The organism is Acanthopleuribacter pedis, assembly GCF_017377855.1.
Lineage (GTDB): Bacteria > Acidobacteriota > Holophagae > Acanthopleuribacterales > Acanthopleuribacteraceae > Acanthopleuribacter > Acanthopleuribacter pedis.
Map to the genome: position 1 here is coordinate 88691 of NZ_JAFREP010000017.1, position 15682 is coordinate 104372.

Consider the following 15682-nt stretch of genomic DNA (forward strand, 5'->3'; position numbering starts at 1 on the left):
TTGAGTCGCGTATTCGAAAACGCCTTGTTTGTATACCATATCCATTACGACAACCTGGTTTATTACCACAAGCGTTATCAGTTTTTCCAAGCCGCCGCGAGGGCGGTGGTTGGCGATTTACTCATCATCTACGACTCGCGGGCCATGCCCCATTGGAATCGCACGCCCTACACCCGATGGGCGGAACGTGTTTATTTTATGGATTATCACCAGTTGGTGCGTGAGCGGGTCGATTTTGAAAAAAAGGGCTTCTTGGACGGTACCTTGGCTGAAATCCGGTCTTGGGCGCGGGAACTGGGCGCGGTGGATTGGGTGTTCGGCTACCAACTGCGTTATTCGCCTTTGGTGAAGATGGTGGTTGAAACGGTTTTGGAAACCGAGCCGAATTGCCGCCTCTGCGAGCTGGAAGACGGTTTGTTCGATTATTTGGTGGCCGAGGCACCGGAGCGGTTCCAACTAAAGGACGTATATGCCGGTAGCCGTTTCACCGATACGCCTTATCATGGTTATTTCTCGCTTGAACCACCGCGGGTGGTCCGCGAACGTTTTTACTTTTCGCTGTTCCATCCCGAACTCATTCAACGCTCGTTCTCGCGGCAGATTCATGTCGCTGAGCTCTTTGATTTCCCCGGCGCTGTCTTGCCCGGTCCCGTTTTGGAAGACACCGTGGTGACAAGCCCCAACTTACGAGGCGATGTCTCCCTCTTTATCGATTTCAACGAACAGGTTTCCCGCAAAGCCTGTGACCTTTATTGGGCGACACTCCACCCATTTAGTTTCTGGTACCGCGAAGCGGAAGTTCTTCCCTTGGTCGCCATGGTGCGGCGTGCCGGCTCGGTTGGGATCATCGGGCCGCATGCTTCCTCATTAGGAGATGCTTTGGCGGAAATGGTTCCCGAGGTTTCGGTGAGGCTTTGCGAGGAGGCCGCGGGAGCCGAGGCTGGGATCGGCTTATGGCTGGTTACGGGAAATTCCTCTGAGCCGAGGACGGGGTCGGTTCCAATGATCCGGGTAACAGACGACGATATCCGCTTCCTGGCGGAGGGAAGGGATTGGGACGGCGACCAACGGCGGCAGTTGCCCCTCCTTGCTGATGAACCCTTTGAACGCTATACCGCAAAGCGGCCGGTTGTTTACTTTAGCGCTTTGGTTCCTTTTGAGTTCATGTCGGTTCGGCAATCAGTGGTGATCTCGGCAAGCAGTTCTTTGTCTTACCGAGTTCGTCATATCCAGCCCGATAACGCTTCCTACGTGGTGGTACCGGCTTACGAAACGGAACACCCCCGCTGGGACAGCCGCCGCATCGTGCCTGCCGAGGAATGGGATGTGTGGGCAAGGGTTTTTTCAAAAATGGGCGTGGGTGTTTACCGCAATGACGCCGCCGGCCGGATCACACCAAGTCCGCGTTAAGTCAAAGCGTGTTAACGTGATAGCATAGCTCATCCAGCCCCCTGACAAAGCGAGGTCCCCATGGCCGAAAAAGATCTCAAGAACATTGAGGCGACACGCAATACCGCCAACCAAATGACCTTTTACGACCAGCTTATTGATTTCTGCGAAAACAGTGGCCAGTCCCCGTTCACCAAAAGTCGAAGCTTCGCCGCTTACGCCCCGCGCCAAGTGATTACCAGCTTTTTAGAGCGCTACGAGATCTTTAAGCTGGTACAGGACGTGCCGGGCGATATTTTTGAGTGCGGCGTGGGCTCGGGACAAGGACTGATGGCCTTTGCCCATTTTTGCGCCATCCACGAACCTTTCTGTTATACCCGTCGCGTGGTGGGTTTCGATACATTTTCCGGATTCCAGGGCATTAGCGAGAAGGATCGCACCAGCAAAGCGGCCCATTTGCAGGAAGGTGGTCTGGCGTTTGATACCTACGAACTGTTGCAGAAGGCGATTAGCCTGTTCGATATGAATCGGCCGATCGGACACATCCCCAAGGTCGAGCTGGTGAAAGGTGACATTAGTCAAAGCTTGCCCGCCTTTTTGACTGCTCACCCTGCTACGGTGGTTGGGTTGCTGTATTTGGATATGGATTTGTATCAAGCCACCTACGACACCTTGCATCTGCTTAAAAACCGCCTCGCCAAAGGTGCGGTCATTTGTTTCGACGAATTGAACCATCGCGATTATCCTGGGGAAACCCTCGCCGTTATGGAAACCCTGGGGTTGCCCAATGTACGACTGAGGAAGTTACCGATTTCGGCGAACATGTGTTATGCCGTGGTCGGTGAATAGACTGAAGGAGCACCGGATGGCTGCCGACATCTCTTCGCTGGGCGAGGCCGCTTGTCGCCGTTTCGAGGAACTGGGTTATGTGCATTGTCCGAACAGCGTGCCGGCCGAGGATCTTAACGCCTTTGAGACGACGCTGCGCGGTTTAATCCGTCATGCCGCCACCTGCTTACCGGAAGCCGAGCGGCGGGCATTTGATGCGTGCCGGTTTGATGACGAACGGTTGCTTCACGAAGGATTGATCAGGCTGTATCAGCTCAGCCCGCGCTTGGAACAATACGTCGTCGACGCCGCGCTCAACAGTTTCGCCTTCTACCGGGTGGTCGGCAATCCCCGAATCGCGGCCTTGGCGGCCTCGGCAATCGGCTGTCCCGTTGAGGAGCTCGGTGTGGTCGCCCCGTTTTTCCGTGTCGACCTACCCGGTAAATACGAAGCCTTGGCCCGTAAAATCAGCTTACCCTTTCACCAGGAAAGCAGCTATTACCGCTACAACGTTAGCCCCGATACCGGCATCGTGGTGTGGATTCCATTGTTCGATTGCGGCCCGGAGGAAGGGGCGCTTCACGTGTGTGTAGGTAGCCATCGTGAGGGGGCACTGCCGCACGAGGGTGTCTACCTGATCCCCGAGGAGCAGCGCCATTTCCGAACCCGAGCCCCGGACGATATCGTGGCGCGTTTCAAAGAGGTTCGTTTGAGCGTGAAACGCGGGGGCCTCGGCATTCAGCATTTCCACCTGTTGCATCGATCCGGCCTCAATACCCGTGACAACCGCGTGCGTTACACCATTTTAATTCGGTTCTCGCACCTCGGCGGCGTGGATTACCGACCGATTAGCTGGCGTTCTGAGGATGAAAAAGAATGAGCTTGCATCGGTGCTGTTTTTTTACGCTTCGCCAACTCGACCCAAGCGCAAGGCTTGATTCTTTTATGGTGTATTTTTCTTTTTTAACCAATTGATAATAAATATTTTGGACTTGCGAGGTGATGTGATCGACAGGGCTGCTGCAACGAAGGTAAACTGATCAAAAATCCACGGCTGACGCCGGTGTGATCTTAAAGGAGCCCAAAAAACCATGCCCTACATTAATGTCCAAATAACGACCGGCGCCACGCGTGCCCAGAAACAACAAATCGTGGCCGAGATGACGGACACCTTGGTGCGCGTGCTTGGCAAAAGGCCGGAACATATCCACATCGTACTGCAAGAAATTGAAGCGCAGAATTGGGGATACGAGGGGATGTTAACCGACGATTGGAAAAAGCGCCGTGGGCAAAAGGCCGACGCTTAAGCTTGGTTTAATTCCGACGGCCCGCTTACTTCCAGGGCTCCTCGCGAATCATCGCGTGCAAGTCCGCCTCGCTCACCCAATGTTCGCCTTGGCCGCTGTTGTACACAAAATCTTCGGGCAGTTTTTTCTTTGGATAAGATCGCTTGACCTCGGTTGAGAACCACTCCGGCAGAATGATGAAAAAATCCTTGTGACGGTAGGTCGTGCGCACCTCTTCTTCCATAATTAAGGTCTCGTGGATTTTTTCGCCGGGCCGGATGCCGATTTCCACCAGCTCGGCTTTCGGCGCCATGGCTCTGGCCAAATCCACGATGCGCATGCTTGGCAATTGGGGCACGAAAATTTCGCCGCCGACCATGGTGCGCAATCCTTGAATGACAAAGCGGACCGCCTGATCGAGGGTGATCCAAAAGCGCGTCATGCGGCGGTCGGTGATGGTTAGCCTGCCCTCGGCGCGTTGCTTCAAAAACAACGGAATGACGCTGCCGCGGCTGCCAATGACATTGCCGTAGCGGCAACAGGCGAGTTTGGTGCCGCGCTGGCCGGTGTAACTGTTGCCGTGAATAAATACTTTCTCGGCGCAGAGTTTGGTGGCGCCGTAGAGGTTGACCGGGCTTACCGCTTTGTCCGTGGACAAGGCGACGGCCTTTTTAACGCCGCAATCGATGGCGGCGTCGACGAGGTTCACGCTGCCGATAATGTTGGTTTTAATTGCCTCGAAAGGGTTGTACTCACAGGCTTGAACTTGCTTGAGCGCGGCGGCGTGGATCATGATGTCGACGCCTTCACAGGCGCGGCGCACGCGGTCCTTATCGCGTACATCGCCAATGAAAAACCGCAGCCGATCATCCTGTAACTGGTTGCGCATGTGGAATTGCTTCAGTTCATCGCGGGAGAAGATGCGAATGGTTTTGGGTCGGTGATGGGCAAGCAAATGGCGCACCATGGCACTGCCGAAACTGCCGGTTCCACCGGTAATCAATACAACTTTGTTTTCGACCGGGTCGGCCAATTTGGTGCCTGGCACCATCACACCTCCGAAACCAACCGCGCTTTAAGGTATCGAGCGGGCGGGCTCCCGCCGCCGGCGTTCCCGCCGCCGGTGTACAGGCTGCGTTGGTTGCGCGGCTTGTTGCCATGACCCGCAACGGGTTTGGCGAGGCCGCGTGAAGCGAAGCGCTAAGTCGGGAGAATGGACCATCTTACCATGAGAGATCGTCGGACTGAAACGCTCCGCGGTTTGAATCGCCCTTAGAACTCGCCGGATTCCCGCGCTTAACCTCGTACGCCAAATTAGGTATACTTGAAACCTGCTCAACTCATTGGAATGAAATACCGAATGGCTCTATAACCCATGTCGTGGCCAACCCCGGTTGTCAGCAGATTCTCGCGGCCATGCAAGGGCGATGTTCGGTTCGAACCAGGTTGTCCCGGGCGCCTCTTCCATTGTGGCGAAGGAGCCCATGGACCGAAGGCCTTTTTCACCGATTGCCGGCGCTCTTTTAATTATCTGTAACGGAAGGTGACGGAGCATCTATGTCAGAACAAAAACTCCAAGATTTAAAGAACTTAATCAGCGAGTTCAACGATATCAGCTTGTCCGACTTTCGCGATGCGTTTCAGGCGATCACCAAAGATAAAGATCCGGTGATCGACCGCTTCCTGGTCGGCCAGCTCAAGAATTGGAGTGGGAACCGCACCATGCGGGCCGTGTTTGCATCCGGTTTGGCGGAGCGCGAGGACGAGAGTTTTCTTGAGGATTTCGCCCAAGTTATTGAAAAAGAGACGGATGTAGGTCTGTGTAAAGAGTGTATCGCCGGGCTGGTGCGCATTGGCACCCAAGACGCCATTCAGAAGTTACACTTTCTCGCCAAATCCAAGCCCAATGCGACCATCGCCTCGCTGCTGCAGCGTGAGGTCGAAAAAATCAAGCAGGAAGAAAAAGAGCCGGTTACCTATTACCTCGAGCATTTGGCCTTGGGCAATAAGAACCACCGCCATTGTCGCCATGCCGCCAAGGTGCTGATCAAAATGGGCGACAGCAAGGTGGTCGAAGAGGTGATGAGCCAATTTGACGCCTACGACGATTTGGCCCGCAGCGAAGGGGCCAGGGTATTGGGACAACTGGCTAAAACAGAGCACCTTGAGCGGGTCCTGGCAATTCTGTCGCGTTACAACACCTTGTTCCATGACAACGCCCAGTTCATCGATACCGCCGAGAGTTTTGATCAGACGGCCAAGGACCAGCGGCTGGATCGGTTGGTGGAATATGCCGGCAAACTCATGAGCGATGAACAGCAAGATGCCAACGGTGCCGTTGAAAGTTTGTTGGAACAACGCAATTACGACGGCGCCAAGGCGGCCGTTAGCGATGTCATTGCATTGGGCGAGCCCATCGGCCTGCGTTATTTTCTCGAAAGCCGCATCATGATCCTCGAGAACAAGGTGGCCCATGCCAATAAATTCCACGAGGATACGCTGCGCGAATCGCGGATTCGTCAAACCCGGTTCCGCCAAATTTTGGCTGAACTGGCTTACGGCATCGGTAAAGTTGGTGGTCAGTTGCCGCCCGACAATGAACTGCGACCCCAAGTCCATGATTGGCTAACCCGTTTGATCACCCAGCACGAGGGTGATATTGAAAAACTGGGCCTCTACGGCTGTGCCTTTTTCTGTCGGCCCGAGGATGAAGAATTGCTTGGGGCTACGCTGCAAACCCACCATTTGGAGGGGATGACACGCCTGCTCAACGCGCTGGAACGCAAAACGGATTTGGAATTTTCCGACTTTTTCCTCAAAGTCTCGATGAACCACGAAATTCTCGACATCCAAGAGATGGCGATGCGGTCACTGGGCAGTTCCAAGGCGGTGCTGCCGCGGCTGCGCGAAATGCTGGAAAACGGTGAACCGGAGGAACGACGGACCGCGATTCGTATTGTCGGCGAAATTCGCGCCGAGGATTTTAAGCAAGACTTGATCGGCTTGTTGGAAGGTCAAAGCGATATCATTCGCATTGAGGCGATTACGGCACTGGGCAAATTCGGCGATCCCGACATTTTGCCGATGATTGAAGACGTGATGGTCGATGCCAAATCGCCGATGTTGGTGGAAACCTCGCTGCGTAGTATTGCCATGGTCGGTGGTGAAGAAGCGCTGGCCATGCTCAAGAAAGCGGCCGAACACAGCCGCAACAAAAAAACATCGCTCACCGCGGTCCAGTTGTTGGTAGAGAGTTACCGTACCTGGAACAAGTCGTTGCCGGTTTCCTGTAACGATATGATTCTTAAGAACCTGGGTGATTGGTTTAAAGAGCGCGACAAAAACATGCGCGAGGACGCCTACCCCATCGGCGCCGCCATCCTCAGCCGCAACCTCGAGTTTTACGAGGCCTTGCGCAAGCTTTATAAGGAAACCGCCTCGGCCTTGCGCAAACAGTCTTCCTGGGACAAGGAAGAAATGGAGTTGGTGGAGAACTCCAGCCGGGCCCTGAACCGCAACTACTTCTTCCTCAAAGAAATGCTCGATTTTCAGAAGGAAGTGTCGAACCGTTGCCGCAACTACGACAACCCAAGTTCGACAACGCGGGTTTCGGTGTTTGAAAAGCTCATCAACTACCTCGAAAATAACGCCAAGTTCATTCTCAGCGAAGAGAATTTGGGTGACATAGAGAAGTTGGTGCTGACCGGGCTGGAATTGGCAGAAACCAACTGGCGCGAGCAGAACCTGTTATTCCAGTTGGCCGGTTACACGGAAAGTCCCAAACTCATTGAGGAAATGGCCGGACGGGTTCGGGACGTCCCCAAACAAGCCAAAACAAACTTGTTGGACGCCTTGTCGCGCATGGGATTGTCACTGACTGACATCAACGATCTGACGCGTATCCGTAAAGTTCTGGTCCTGGAAGGTTCGGGTTTTATGCGCAAACGGGTGGTTAAGTTTTTGGAGGCCCAAGACTATACCACGCGGAATACCGACGACCTCGATATTGCCTGGGCGATGATTCAAACCGAAATTCCCGATCTCATCATTAGCGAAATTACCTTCGCCGAACCCTGCGACGGCATTGGTTTTATCGAGCGGGTGACCAAAGAATACGGTTCACGTATCGCGATCATTTTCTCGACCAACCACCGTGAGGCCTCGGTCATGCAACGGGCCGCCGCCCTTAAGCCGAAACGTATCTTCCACAAGCCGTTTCCTTTTGATCAGTTACAGGAAACGATCATCAGTTAACCGGTATTTCCGTTTGTGGGTGCCCTAAGGAGTTTTAATGGATATCGCCACCGTCGTCGGTCTTGTCATTTCGATGATTTTGATTGCGATCGCCATCGCCTTGGGCGGTTCTCCGTTGATGTTCCTCGATGCCCAGTCCTTTCTGATCGTTGTCGGCGGGGGTTGTATTGGTGCGCCGGTGATGGCGTTTCCTATAAAGGCCAGTAAAAGTTTGGTTTCGGTGATGTCGAAGGCTTTTTTCATCAAAAACTACGACGCGGTAGAGACCATTAAGTTCATCGTCGAGTTGGCGCAGAAGGCGCGGAAAGAGAGTTTGCTGGCGCTGGAAAATGTCGAGATCGAAAACGAGTTTCTCAAAAAAGGCATCACCTTGGCGGTTGACGGCACCGAGCCGCCCACCATCAAAGCGATCCTTTCGGGCGAAATGGCCTACATCAGGAAACGCCACGAAAACGCGATTTCCATGCTCAAGTACATTATGGACTCGGCACCCGCCTTCGGCATGATCGGCACCCTGGTCGGCTTGGTCAACATGCTGGCGACCTTGTCCGATCCCTCGGCGATTGGTCCCGCGATGGCGGTTGCCATCTTGACCACGCTTTACGGTGCTTTGGCCGCCAACGTCGTGTGTGCGCCGATTGCGCGAAAGTTGGAATGGTACGACGGTGAAGAGTCGATGCAAATGGAAATCATCATTGAAGGGATCAATTCGATCCTTGAAGGCGACCACCCCGCCATTGCCGAGCAAAAGCTGATGGGTTTTCTTCCCGCGGCTGAGCGTACCCAGGGTGGCGGGGAGTAAGCCGTGTCGGATGAAGCCGCCCCGGCGGAGGAATGTAAATGCGAGGCGGGGGCACCCAAGTGGGTTGTTACCTTTGGCGACATGATGTCGTTGCTGCTGTGTTTCTTCGTTTTGCTGCTCAGTTTCTCGACCACCGACGTGATTAAATACCGTGAGATGGCCGGTTCGCTGAAGGAAGCCTTCGGGATTATGGCCAGCGTGCCCAATACTCAGGTTCCGGCCGGCCAAACCATTGTGGCGCAGCATATTCAGCTACCGCCGGCGTTGACCGTGTTGGTGACCGTACGCGCCACGGCGATGCGCATGGACGACAGTTCCTCCGATGTAGAGATGGAGGCCGGTGCCGATTGGGTGCGCATTAAGGTGGACGGCGACGCCTTGTTTGAATCGGGTGAGTACCGCGTTCGGGAAGGGGCGGGTGTGATTTTGGACGAAATCGGCGACTTGGCCAACGAGTTCGACGGCACCATTATTATCGAAGGTCACACCGATACCGACGGGCCGGCAAACAGCCGTTTTAATGAAGCGGACGATTACCTCGGCAACTACGAATTGGGTGCCTTGCGGGCGGTGAGCGTGCTGGATTACCTGGTGCGCCAGAAAAATGTGGATCGCCAAAAGTTGGTGCCCTTGTCCCACGGTGGTGCACGGCCACGTGAGACCAACGACCTCACCGAGGGAAAGGCGCGGAACCGTCGGGTTGAGTTCGAGTTCCGCGCCGGTGCCGAGGCCCATAACGACGATATCGGGAACGAGATTAAGCCGGGTGATCAATAACCTGCTTGCACTGGAATCCAACAAACCAAACACGCTGAAGGCCAGTGCCACTTGGGTTGTGCCCCAAAGGTGAACGAAAAGGTGACCCAAGGGCAAGTAGGCAGTGCAGGATGTGGATCACTGGCCGGCAAAGCTTTTCTAGAGTGGATTGGCAGGGCCGTAGCAAAGGGTGTAGAGGGATTTGGTAACTGTTTCTCCCGTGATCTTGTCACGTACTTTGTAGTACACAAATCCGTCACGACGACAGTAAACCTTTAAGTAGGTGTCGTTTTCATACAAAGTTGACCCGTTTGTGTAAGTCCACTCGGTTTCGTATACACCGCTTCCGCCTGTGATCGTTGCGTAGAAGGCAATGCGGAAATTGGCGGGAGTGTCGTAGCCCTTTCTTAATGAAACGGCTAAGGGCTGTGCTTTTGAGGTGCTCTGCGTTGATTTAACCTGGGTAATGTGGCTCGATTTAGCTTGGTTTTCTTGGCTAACCGCCTCGCCCGCGAATGCGAGAAGTCCACCGGTTCCAACTAACAAGATTGTTAAAAGCAATTTCTTTGTCATGGAGACATCCTTTATTTACTGGAATAGTGTGTATTCTGTTGGGAACAATGAGGTTCACCGACTTTAAAGGACAAAGTGCAACCACACCTAAGACAAGGTGCGCTGGATACCTGAGCAAGATTGGTATTTGTTTTGTGTCATTGATCCTGAAAATTTCAGTGGCATTAGCTGAATTCGTTAAGTTGTTTTTTTACGTGTTGAGTGTTCCTGGGTTTGATTGCCGCTGAGTGGGACTCTGTACCTTGACCCCGCGACGCCGTTCTTTAAGACAGACCGCCAATCCATCACCATTCATTGAACCGCGCGGTACTTCCCCGACGCCTCGTGCTACAATCGCCGTCTGTTCTCCCAGGGGGGAGCTGCCTCCCCAAATCACATCTCGTGTTTTAGGACTGTTCTTTTGAGCGGCCTTTACCGCGTTCCATCGTTCAGCGCGAGCTCGGGGGCTTGCGCGATTCCTTGGGTCTCACCATTGCTAGACCCGTTTTTTGCATGGAACGGTTGCTGATTTGGGGAGCCTGTTCGTGCCGGTAACCGCCCGCGTGGGGCGGTGGTGCGGATTTTTTCGGGAGGTATCCATTTATGGCCGTTAGTCGGGTCCAGCACGTGGACGCTCGCTTTCGTGAAAGCGTTGGCGCCCAACGGGACCACTTTCAACCTGTTTCCAAAGAGGCCGGCGACACCCTTTTCGCCGGCAAAGCGATCACCGTCGCCGAGGCGTTGTCGCTGTTTCGCCACCAACTCACCAGTCGCTGGATTGATTTTGTGGCGCGTGAATTAAAAAACGAAGGGCTGAGTTTCTACACCATCGGTTCATCCGGCCACGAGGGCAACGCCATGGTCGGGATGCACACGCGTCATACCGACCCCGCTTTTTTGCACTACCGAAGCGGTGGTTTTTTCTTTGCGCGCGCCGCCCAGGTACCCGGTCAGACGCCGGTGTTCGACACCTGTCTTTCCTTGACCGCGTCGTCGCAGGATCCTATTTCCGGTGGGCGCCACAAGGTATGGGGCAGTGTGCCGCTGTGCATTCCGCCGCAAACCAGCACCATTGCGTCTCATTTGCCCAAGGCGATTGGTACCGCGTTTTTCCTAGAACGCCGTGACATGGTGACGCGACTGAGCAACATTGCCGAAACCTTTCCCGAGGACAGTTTGGTCGTTTGTTCTTTTGGCGATGCATCGGTTAACCATTCGACCGCGGTGGGTGCGATTAATGCCGCCTGTTGGGCCTCGTTTCAGCACTTGCCGGTGCCGATTCTGTTTGTGTGCGAGGACAACGGGTTGGGGATTTCCGTGCGCACGCCCGAGAATTGGGTGACAAGCAACTACCGCAACCGCGCCGGCCTGACCTATTTCCAAGCCGACGGTTTGGATTTCAAACGAGGTTACGAAGTTGTCCAGCAGGCTGTCCAACACTGCCGCGACCGGCGTCGGCCGACCTTTCTGCACCTGAAAACCGTGCGCTTGCTGGGTCATGCCGGTTCCGATGTAGAGAGTAATTACCGCTCGCGAGAACAAATTGAAGCGGTCGAGGCGCAGGATCCCGTCCTTCGTACCGCGTTGCACCTCATTGAAGCCGGGGTAATGTCGCCGCAAGCCGTGCTCGACCTTTACGATGAAATGGGTGAGCAGGTCCGTGCCGCCGGTCGCGAGGCCGGTAAAAGACCGCGCCATGAATCGGCCAAAACCGTGATGGCGCCGCTGCAACGGCGTTTTGAGACGATTTCCGCCGAGGTCGACGCCGAATTTGCGGCCAAGCGCCGCGAATTTTGGAAAGGCAAACCGCCGGAAGAACAGAAACCGCGCCACATGGCGCAGTTGATTAACTGGGGTTTGCAGGACATTTGCTTTAAGGAAGAAAACGCGTTGGTGTTTGGTGAAGACGTGGCCAAAAAAGGCGGCGTGTACACCGTCACCAAAGACCTCTACGACCGTTTCGGGGTCGGCCGCGTGTTCAACACCTTGTTGGATGAAACCACCATTCTCGGGCTGGCGATTGGTGCCGGCCAAGCCGGTTTCCTGCCCATCCCCGAAATTCAGTATTTGGCCTACCTTCACAACGCCATTGACCAAATTCGCGGGGAAGCCTCCTCGTTGCAATTCTTTAGCAACGGGCAGTTTCAGAACCCGATGGTCGTGCGCATCGCCGGTTTTGCGTACCAGCGAGGTTTTGGCGGTCACTTCCACAACGACAATTCGTTCGCCGCGCTCCGCGATATCCCCGGAATCACCATGGTCACCGCGAGCAACGGCGCCGACGCCGTTACCCTGATGCGCTCCTGCGTGCACTGGGCCAAGGAGCAGGGTTCGGTGATGGTGTTTATCGAACCCATCGCCCTCTACATGACCAAGGATTTGGTGGAAAAAGGCGACTGGAATTGTACCTATCCCGAGCCTGGCCAAACGATGCCTTTTGGTGAGGTGGGCCTGCAGGGTGACGAGGATGCCGAGATTTTGGTGATCAGTTACGCCAATGGAACCTACCTGTCGCGGCAGGCGATGCACGATTTGGCCGGTGAAGGCGTCAAAACCCGCCTGCTTGATTTGCGCTTCCTGTTACCGCTGAACCGCGATGCGATTGTCGAAGCCGCGCGTGGCAAGCGTTCCGTGGTGATTGTCGATGAGTGTCGCGCAACCGCCTCGATTTCCGAGGAGATCACCGCCATTTTGGTGGAGGCCTACCAGCACAACGCGCCGCATATTTCGCGTGTGGTGGGTGAGGACACCTTCATTCCATTGGGAACGGCGTGGGAGCACTGCCTGCCGTCGCGTGAAACCATCTACCGCGCTATCAAAGAACGCGCCGATAAATAGGGGGAGACCATGGCTAGATTGGTTTTGGTCGCGCCTGGGCGCGGCTCGTACAACCGTACGGAATTAGGTTACTTCAAACGGTTTCGTGATCACGCGGCGTTCGCCCGTCGCGGTGAACTCTTGGCGGAGGCCGACGCCTTGCGCGCGGCGGCGGGACGCCCATCCCTGGCCGAACTCGACACCGCGGCGAACTTCTCTTCCGCCCGTCACCTGCCAGGCGAAAACGCCTCCGGTTTAATCTTCACGGCAAGCGCCGCCGACCACGCCTTGTTGAATACCGACGAGCACCAAATTTGTGCGGTACTCGGCAACTCCATGGGTTGGTACACGGCGCTGTACCTCGCCGGCGCGCTGTCCTTCGGGGACGCCTTCCGCGTGGTCGACACCATGGCCAGTTACCAAAAAGGCAACATCCGCGGTGGGCAGATCATTTACCCGCTGGTCGACGATGCCTGGCGGATCCAGCCCGAACGCGAGCAAGAAGTCGCAGCGGCCTTGGCCGCGGTGAACGCCGAGGGCGAGGACTATTGGGTCGGCCTTTCGATTCGTTTGGGCGGTTTCCTGGTTTTGGCCGGTACCGACCTCGGCCTGAAAAAACTGACGGCCAAACTGCCGGCGGTCAAGCTGGGCAGCAACGATTATCCCTTTGCCCTGGCCCGTCACAGCGCGTTCCACACGCCGCTGATGGACGAGGCCTCGGCGCGCGGGATGGAGGACAACGCGGGCATTAAGTGGCGGCAGCCGAAGGTTCCGCTGATCGACGGCCGCGGCCACCAATGGTTGCCGGGGATTTGCGATGCGGGCGACATCCATCGCTACACCTTCGGCCACCAAGTGGTGGCGCCGTTTGACTTCACCGCCGCGGTGCGCGTCGCCCTGCGCGAATACAACCCGGACTACCTGGTGTTGCTGGGTCCCGGCGAAACGCTCGGCGGTTCGATGGCGCACACCATGATTGCCGAGGGTTGGCGCGGCATCCACGCGCGCACCGACTTCACCACCCGCCAAAAAAGCGAACAACCCTTGCTGGTCGCCATGAACCGACCGGACCAAGCCCGCCTGGTGATCTAACCAAGCAAACGCCCATCACCCAAACCGGCTGATGGGCGTTTCACCACGCTTCTGGTTACTTCCGTTTCTTTATGCGTGGTTGGACTGAAGTTAGGTTTTTCTAACGCGGCTGGTTAATGCGTTGGTAAATACGATGCGGCATTGTGGAAATGACATCGTGGATGTGGAAAATCGGTCGTATTTCTTGGCCTCGTCTTTGCTACCTTGTCCCTGCCGGTCTTGCTGGGTTGCCGCACCAAAGTGTGGTAAAACGAGGGGCACGTCTCCGGCTGATTTCACAAGGGAAACCGCTCATGAAGCCACGGTCGCATCGAAAAAACAGGGTCCTGCTGCTTTTGCTAAGTCTGCTTGGTGCCTTGGTGTTTGCTGATGTGGGCGACGAAGGTCGCACCACCTCCGCCCCGGCCGTGCAGCGTGAGGTTCAAGAAATCTCCTTTCCCATTGTCGCCATTCGGGTTAGCGGCAATCGTTTGGCAGGTGACCAGCTCATTATTAAAGAGAGCGGTTTAAAAACCAGCCGCGCCTACAGCGAAAAGCAACTCCAGCTTGCCCTACGCCGCGTGCAACGTCTGCCTTTTGTGCTTTCCGCCGAAATATCGCTGGAACGGGGCGACAGCTATGGCACCTTCGCGGTTCGTTTTGCCGTCGAGGAAAACAAAGCCTTGTTTTTCCATTATGACCGCCTCGAGATTTCACGACCCGATCCGCCGCCTTTGGTTTCTCCTGAAGATCTCGCTTCATCCACGCTGGCCGAGGGTGACTTGGCCACGGCGGTGGTCGAAGAAGACGACCTCAATCGCCTCAACCTCGGTGCCCGTTGGTTCATCGGCCGTTTTGCATTCGTTTATGGTTCAACGGCGCTTTCCTCCGAGGAGGGAAGCTTCGATTTGGCGCGCGGCAAACCGGTGGACGTGGGCTTCAGCCATTACAACCTGTTCGGCAGCGGCCTCTTTTTGAACCTCAATGTGCAGTTCAGCCAAACCGCCGACTTCGAGAATTTTGACCCCTGGACGCGCGGTCAGGTTCAGGTTCGCCTGGATCGCGATCCCACCGTGAGTGTTAACGCGGCGTTGCCCCTGGGGGGTCGGCATTTCCTCACCTTTAGCGGTAACTACCTGGATGAACAGCAAGTCCATTTGGGTGAAAACCTCTTTGTCGACCGTATCGATCTGCAGCGTTTGGTGCTGGAGGCGGGCTGGTTAAGCGAGGCCGTGAACGATGCGGTTTTCCCCTCGCGCGGCCGCCGTTTCCTTGTGAACCTTTCCTACATTGACGAGGATCGCGATTTCGATTTTGTGGCGACAAGCGAAGACACACGCGAAGGTGAATCCGACGATTTTACAGAGGATTCTTTTTTTGACACGGCTTTCGGTCCAAGCGGGCTAAATTCGGTGAGCGGTCTGTTTTTGCGGGGCGCTTGGGACAATTACCAACCCCTCTCCCGTCAAGGGTTTACCGCCTATCAGCGCGTCTCGCTCTTGGCCCAACTTGATCGGCAGGGCTCCCAATTTGAGGTGCCGCTCAATTTTGGCGGCGCCGCGACCCTGGGGCTGAGTTATGACTTGTGGGGTCGTGGCAAAGCGCGCCGATTCGGTGACCTGCGCCTTGAGGGCGAAGCGACCTATGTTCACACCGACCTTGACGAGGACGAAACCTTCTTGGTCCTGGAAGACCATTACCACCGCCTGCAAGCCTCGCTCGCGTTTCGCAATGCCTGGGGCCTGATCCGTCTGGGTGCGGCTTACCGATCCGACGCCTTACCCGTTGTGGCGCAAATGCCCTAATTCGTTTTGCTTCCACCGATCATTCCAGCCGTGATTTCTCGCGCACGGTGGGTTAATTCCTGCTAACGTTGTGGTTGCTTCCTCTTATTGTAGCCCCCCTGTTCTGAGGACCCACACTCACT

General features: G+C 55.5%; 11 protein-coding genes and 1 pseudogene. 10 read left to right on the forward strand and 2 right to left on the reverse strand.

The features are described from left to right. The 4 genes and pseudogenes from J3U88_RS18235 to J3U88_RS18250 all read left to right on the forward strand — a co-directional run. Window positions 1-1410 (forward strand): hypothetical protein, encoded by a 1410-nt coding sequence (locus tag J3U88_RS18235; RefSeq protein WP_207860371.1) that lies wholly within the window; start codon window positions 1-3, stop codon window positions 1408-1410. Between the two features lie 60 nt (window positions 1411-1470). Then, the gene (locus J3U88_RS18240; protein ID WP_207860372.1) at window positions 1471-2238 is read left to right on the forward strand and encodes a TylF/MycF/NovP-related O-methyltransferase; all 768 of its coding nucleotides are present in this window, start codon (window positions 1471-1473) and stop codon (window positions 2236-2238) included. A gap of 16 nt (window positions 2239-2254) precedes the next feature. Beyond that, window positions 2255-3097, forward strand: coding sequence for a phytanoyl-CoA dioxygenase family protein (locus J3U88_RS18245; RefSeq protein ID WP_207860373.1), 843 nt, complete (start codon window positions 2255-2257; stop codon window positions 3095-3097). 208 nt (window positions 3098-3305) lie between these two features. Continuing rightward, window positions 3306-3524 (forward strand): annotated as a pseudogene (locus J3U88_RS18250) (tautomerase family protein); the annotation flags it as partial. A 25-nt stretch (window positions 3525-3549) separates the two neighbouring features. On the opposite strand, the gene pseB reads toward J3U88_RS18250, so the two are convergent. Next, the gene (gene pseB / locus J3U88_RS18255) at window positions 3550-4554 is read right to left on the reverse strand and encodes a UDP-N-acetylglucosamine 4,6-dehydratase (inverting) (RefSeq protein ID WP_207860375.1); all 1005 of its coding nucleotides are present in this window, start codon (window positions 4552-4554) and stop codon (window positions 3550-3552) included. A 506-nt stretch (window positions 4555-5060) separates the two neighbouring features. Here pseB and J3U88_RS18260 point away from each other — a divergent pair. The 3 genes from J3U88_RS18260 to J3U88_RS35055 are packed head-to-tail and all read left to right on the forward strand — an operon-like array spanning window position 5061 to window position 9336. Further along, window positions 5061-7757 (forward strand): HEAT repeat domain-containing protein, encoded by a 2697-nt coding sequence (locus J3U88_RS18260; protein ID WP_207860376.1) that lies wholly within the window; start codon window positions 5061-5063, stop codon window positions 7755-7757. Window positions 7758-7794: 37 nt separating this feature from the next. Further along, window positions 7795-8559, forward strand: coding sequence for a motility protein A (locus J3U88_RS18265; RefSeq protein ID WP_207860377.1), 765 nt, complete (start codon window positions 7795-7797; stop codon window positions 8557-8559). 3 nt (window positions 8560-8562) lie between these two features. Further along, window positions 8563-9336, forward strand: coding sequence for a flagellar motor protein MotB (locus J3U88_RS35055; protein WP_207860378.1), 774 nt, complete (start codon window positions 8563-8565; stop codon window positions 9334-9336). Window positions 9337-9474: 138 nt separating this feature from the next. Here J3U88_RS35055 and J3U88_RS18275 read toward each other — a convergent pair whose 3' ends face one another. Further along, window positions 9475-9888: a hypothetical protein gene (locus tag J3U88_RS18275; protein ID WP_207860379.1), complete on the reverse strand. Its 414-nt coding sequence runs from the start codon at window positions 9886-9888 to the stop codon at window positions 9475-9477. Between the two features lie 582 nt (window positions 9889-10470). On the opposite strand from J3U88_RS18275, the gene J3U88_RS18280 reads away from it, so the two are divergent. The 3 genes from J3U88_RS18280 to J3U88_RS18290 all read left to right on the forward strand — a co-directional run bounded on the left by J3U88_RS18280 (window position 10471) and on the right by J3U88_RS18290 (window position 15560). After that, window positions 10471-12705 (forward strand): thiamine pyrophosphate-dependent enzyme, encoded by a 2235-nt coding sequence (locus J3U88_RS18280; RefSeq protein ID WP_207860380.1) that lies wholly within the window; start codon window positions 10471-10473, stop codon window positions 12703-12705. Between the two features lie 9 nt (window positions 12706-12714). Further along, a complete protein-coding gene (locus J3U88_RS18285) occupies window positions 12715-13776 on the forward strand; it encodes a hypothetical protein (protein ID WP_207860381.1) in 1062 nt (353 codons plus the stop codon). A gap of 293 nt (window positions 13777-14069) precedes the next feature. After that, entirely contained in the window at window positions 14070-15560 is a 1491-nt protein-coding gene (locus J3U88_RS18290) for a BamA/TamA family outer membrane protein (protein ID WP_207860382.1), read from the forward strand. Window positions 15561-15682: the final 122 nt, after the last annotated feature.

Coding starts and splice junctions, on each gene's coding strand:
- J3U88_RS18240 (WP_207860372.1), top strand. CDS start 1,471: ATGGCCGAAAAAGATCTCAAGAACATTGAGGCGACACGCAATACCGCC.
- J3U88_RS18245 (WP_207860373.1), top strand. CDS start 2,255: ATGGCTGCCGACATCTCTTCGCTGGGCGAGGCCGCTTGTCGCCGTTTC.
- pseB (WP_207860375.1), bottom strand. CDS start 4,554: ATGGTGCCAGGCACCAAATTGGCCGACCCGGTCGAAAACAAAGTTGTA.
- J3U88_RS18260 (WP_207860376.1), top strand. CDS start 5,061: ATGTCAGAACAAAAACTCCAAGATTTAAAGAACTTAATCAGCGAGTTC.
- J3U88_RS18265 (WP_207860377.1), top strand. CDS start 7,795: ATGGATATCGCCACCGTCGTCGGTCTTGTCATTTCGATGATTTTGATT.
- J3U88_RS18275 (WP_207860379.1), bottom strand. CDS start 9,888: ATGACAAAGAAATTGCTTTTAACAATCTTGTTAGTTGGAACCGGTGGA.
- J3U88_RS18280 (WP_207860380.1), top strand. CDS start 10,471: ATGGCCGTTAGTCGGGTCCAGCACGTGGACGCTCGCTTTCGTGAAAGC.
- J3U88_RS18285 (WP_207860381.1), top strand. CDS start 12,715: ATGGCTAGATTGGTTTTGGTCGCGCCTGGGCGCGGCTCGTACAACCGT.
- J3U88_RS18290 (WP_207860382.1), top strand. CDS start 14,070: ATGAAGCCACGGTCGCATCGAAAAAACAGGGTCCTGCTGCTTTTGCTA.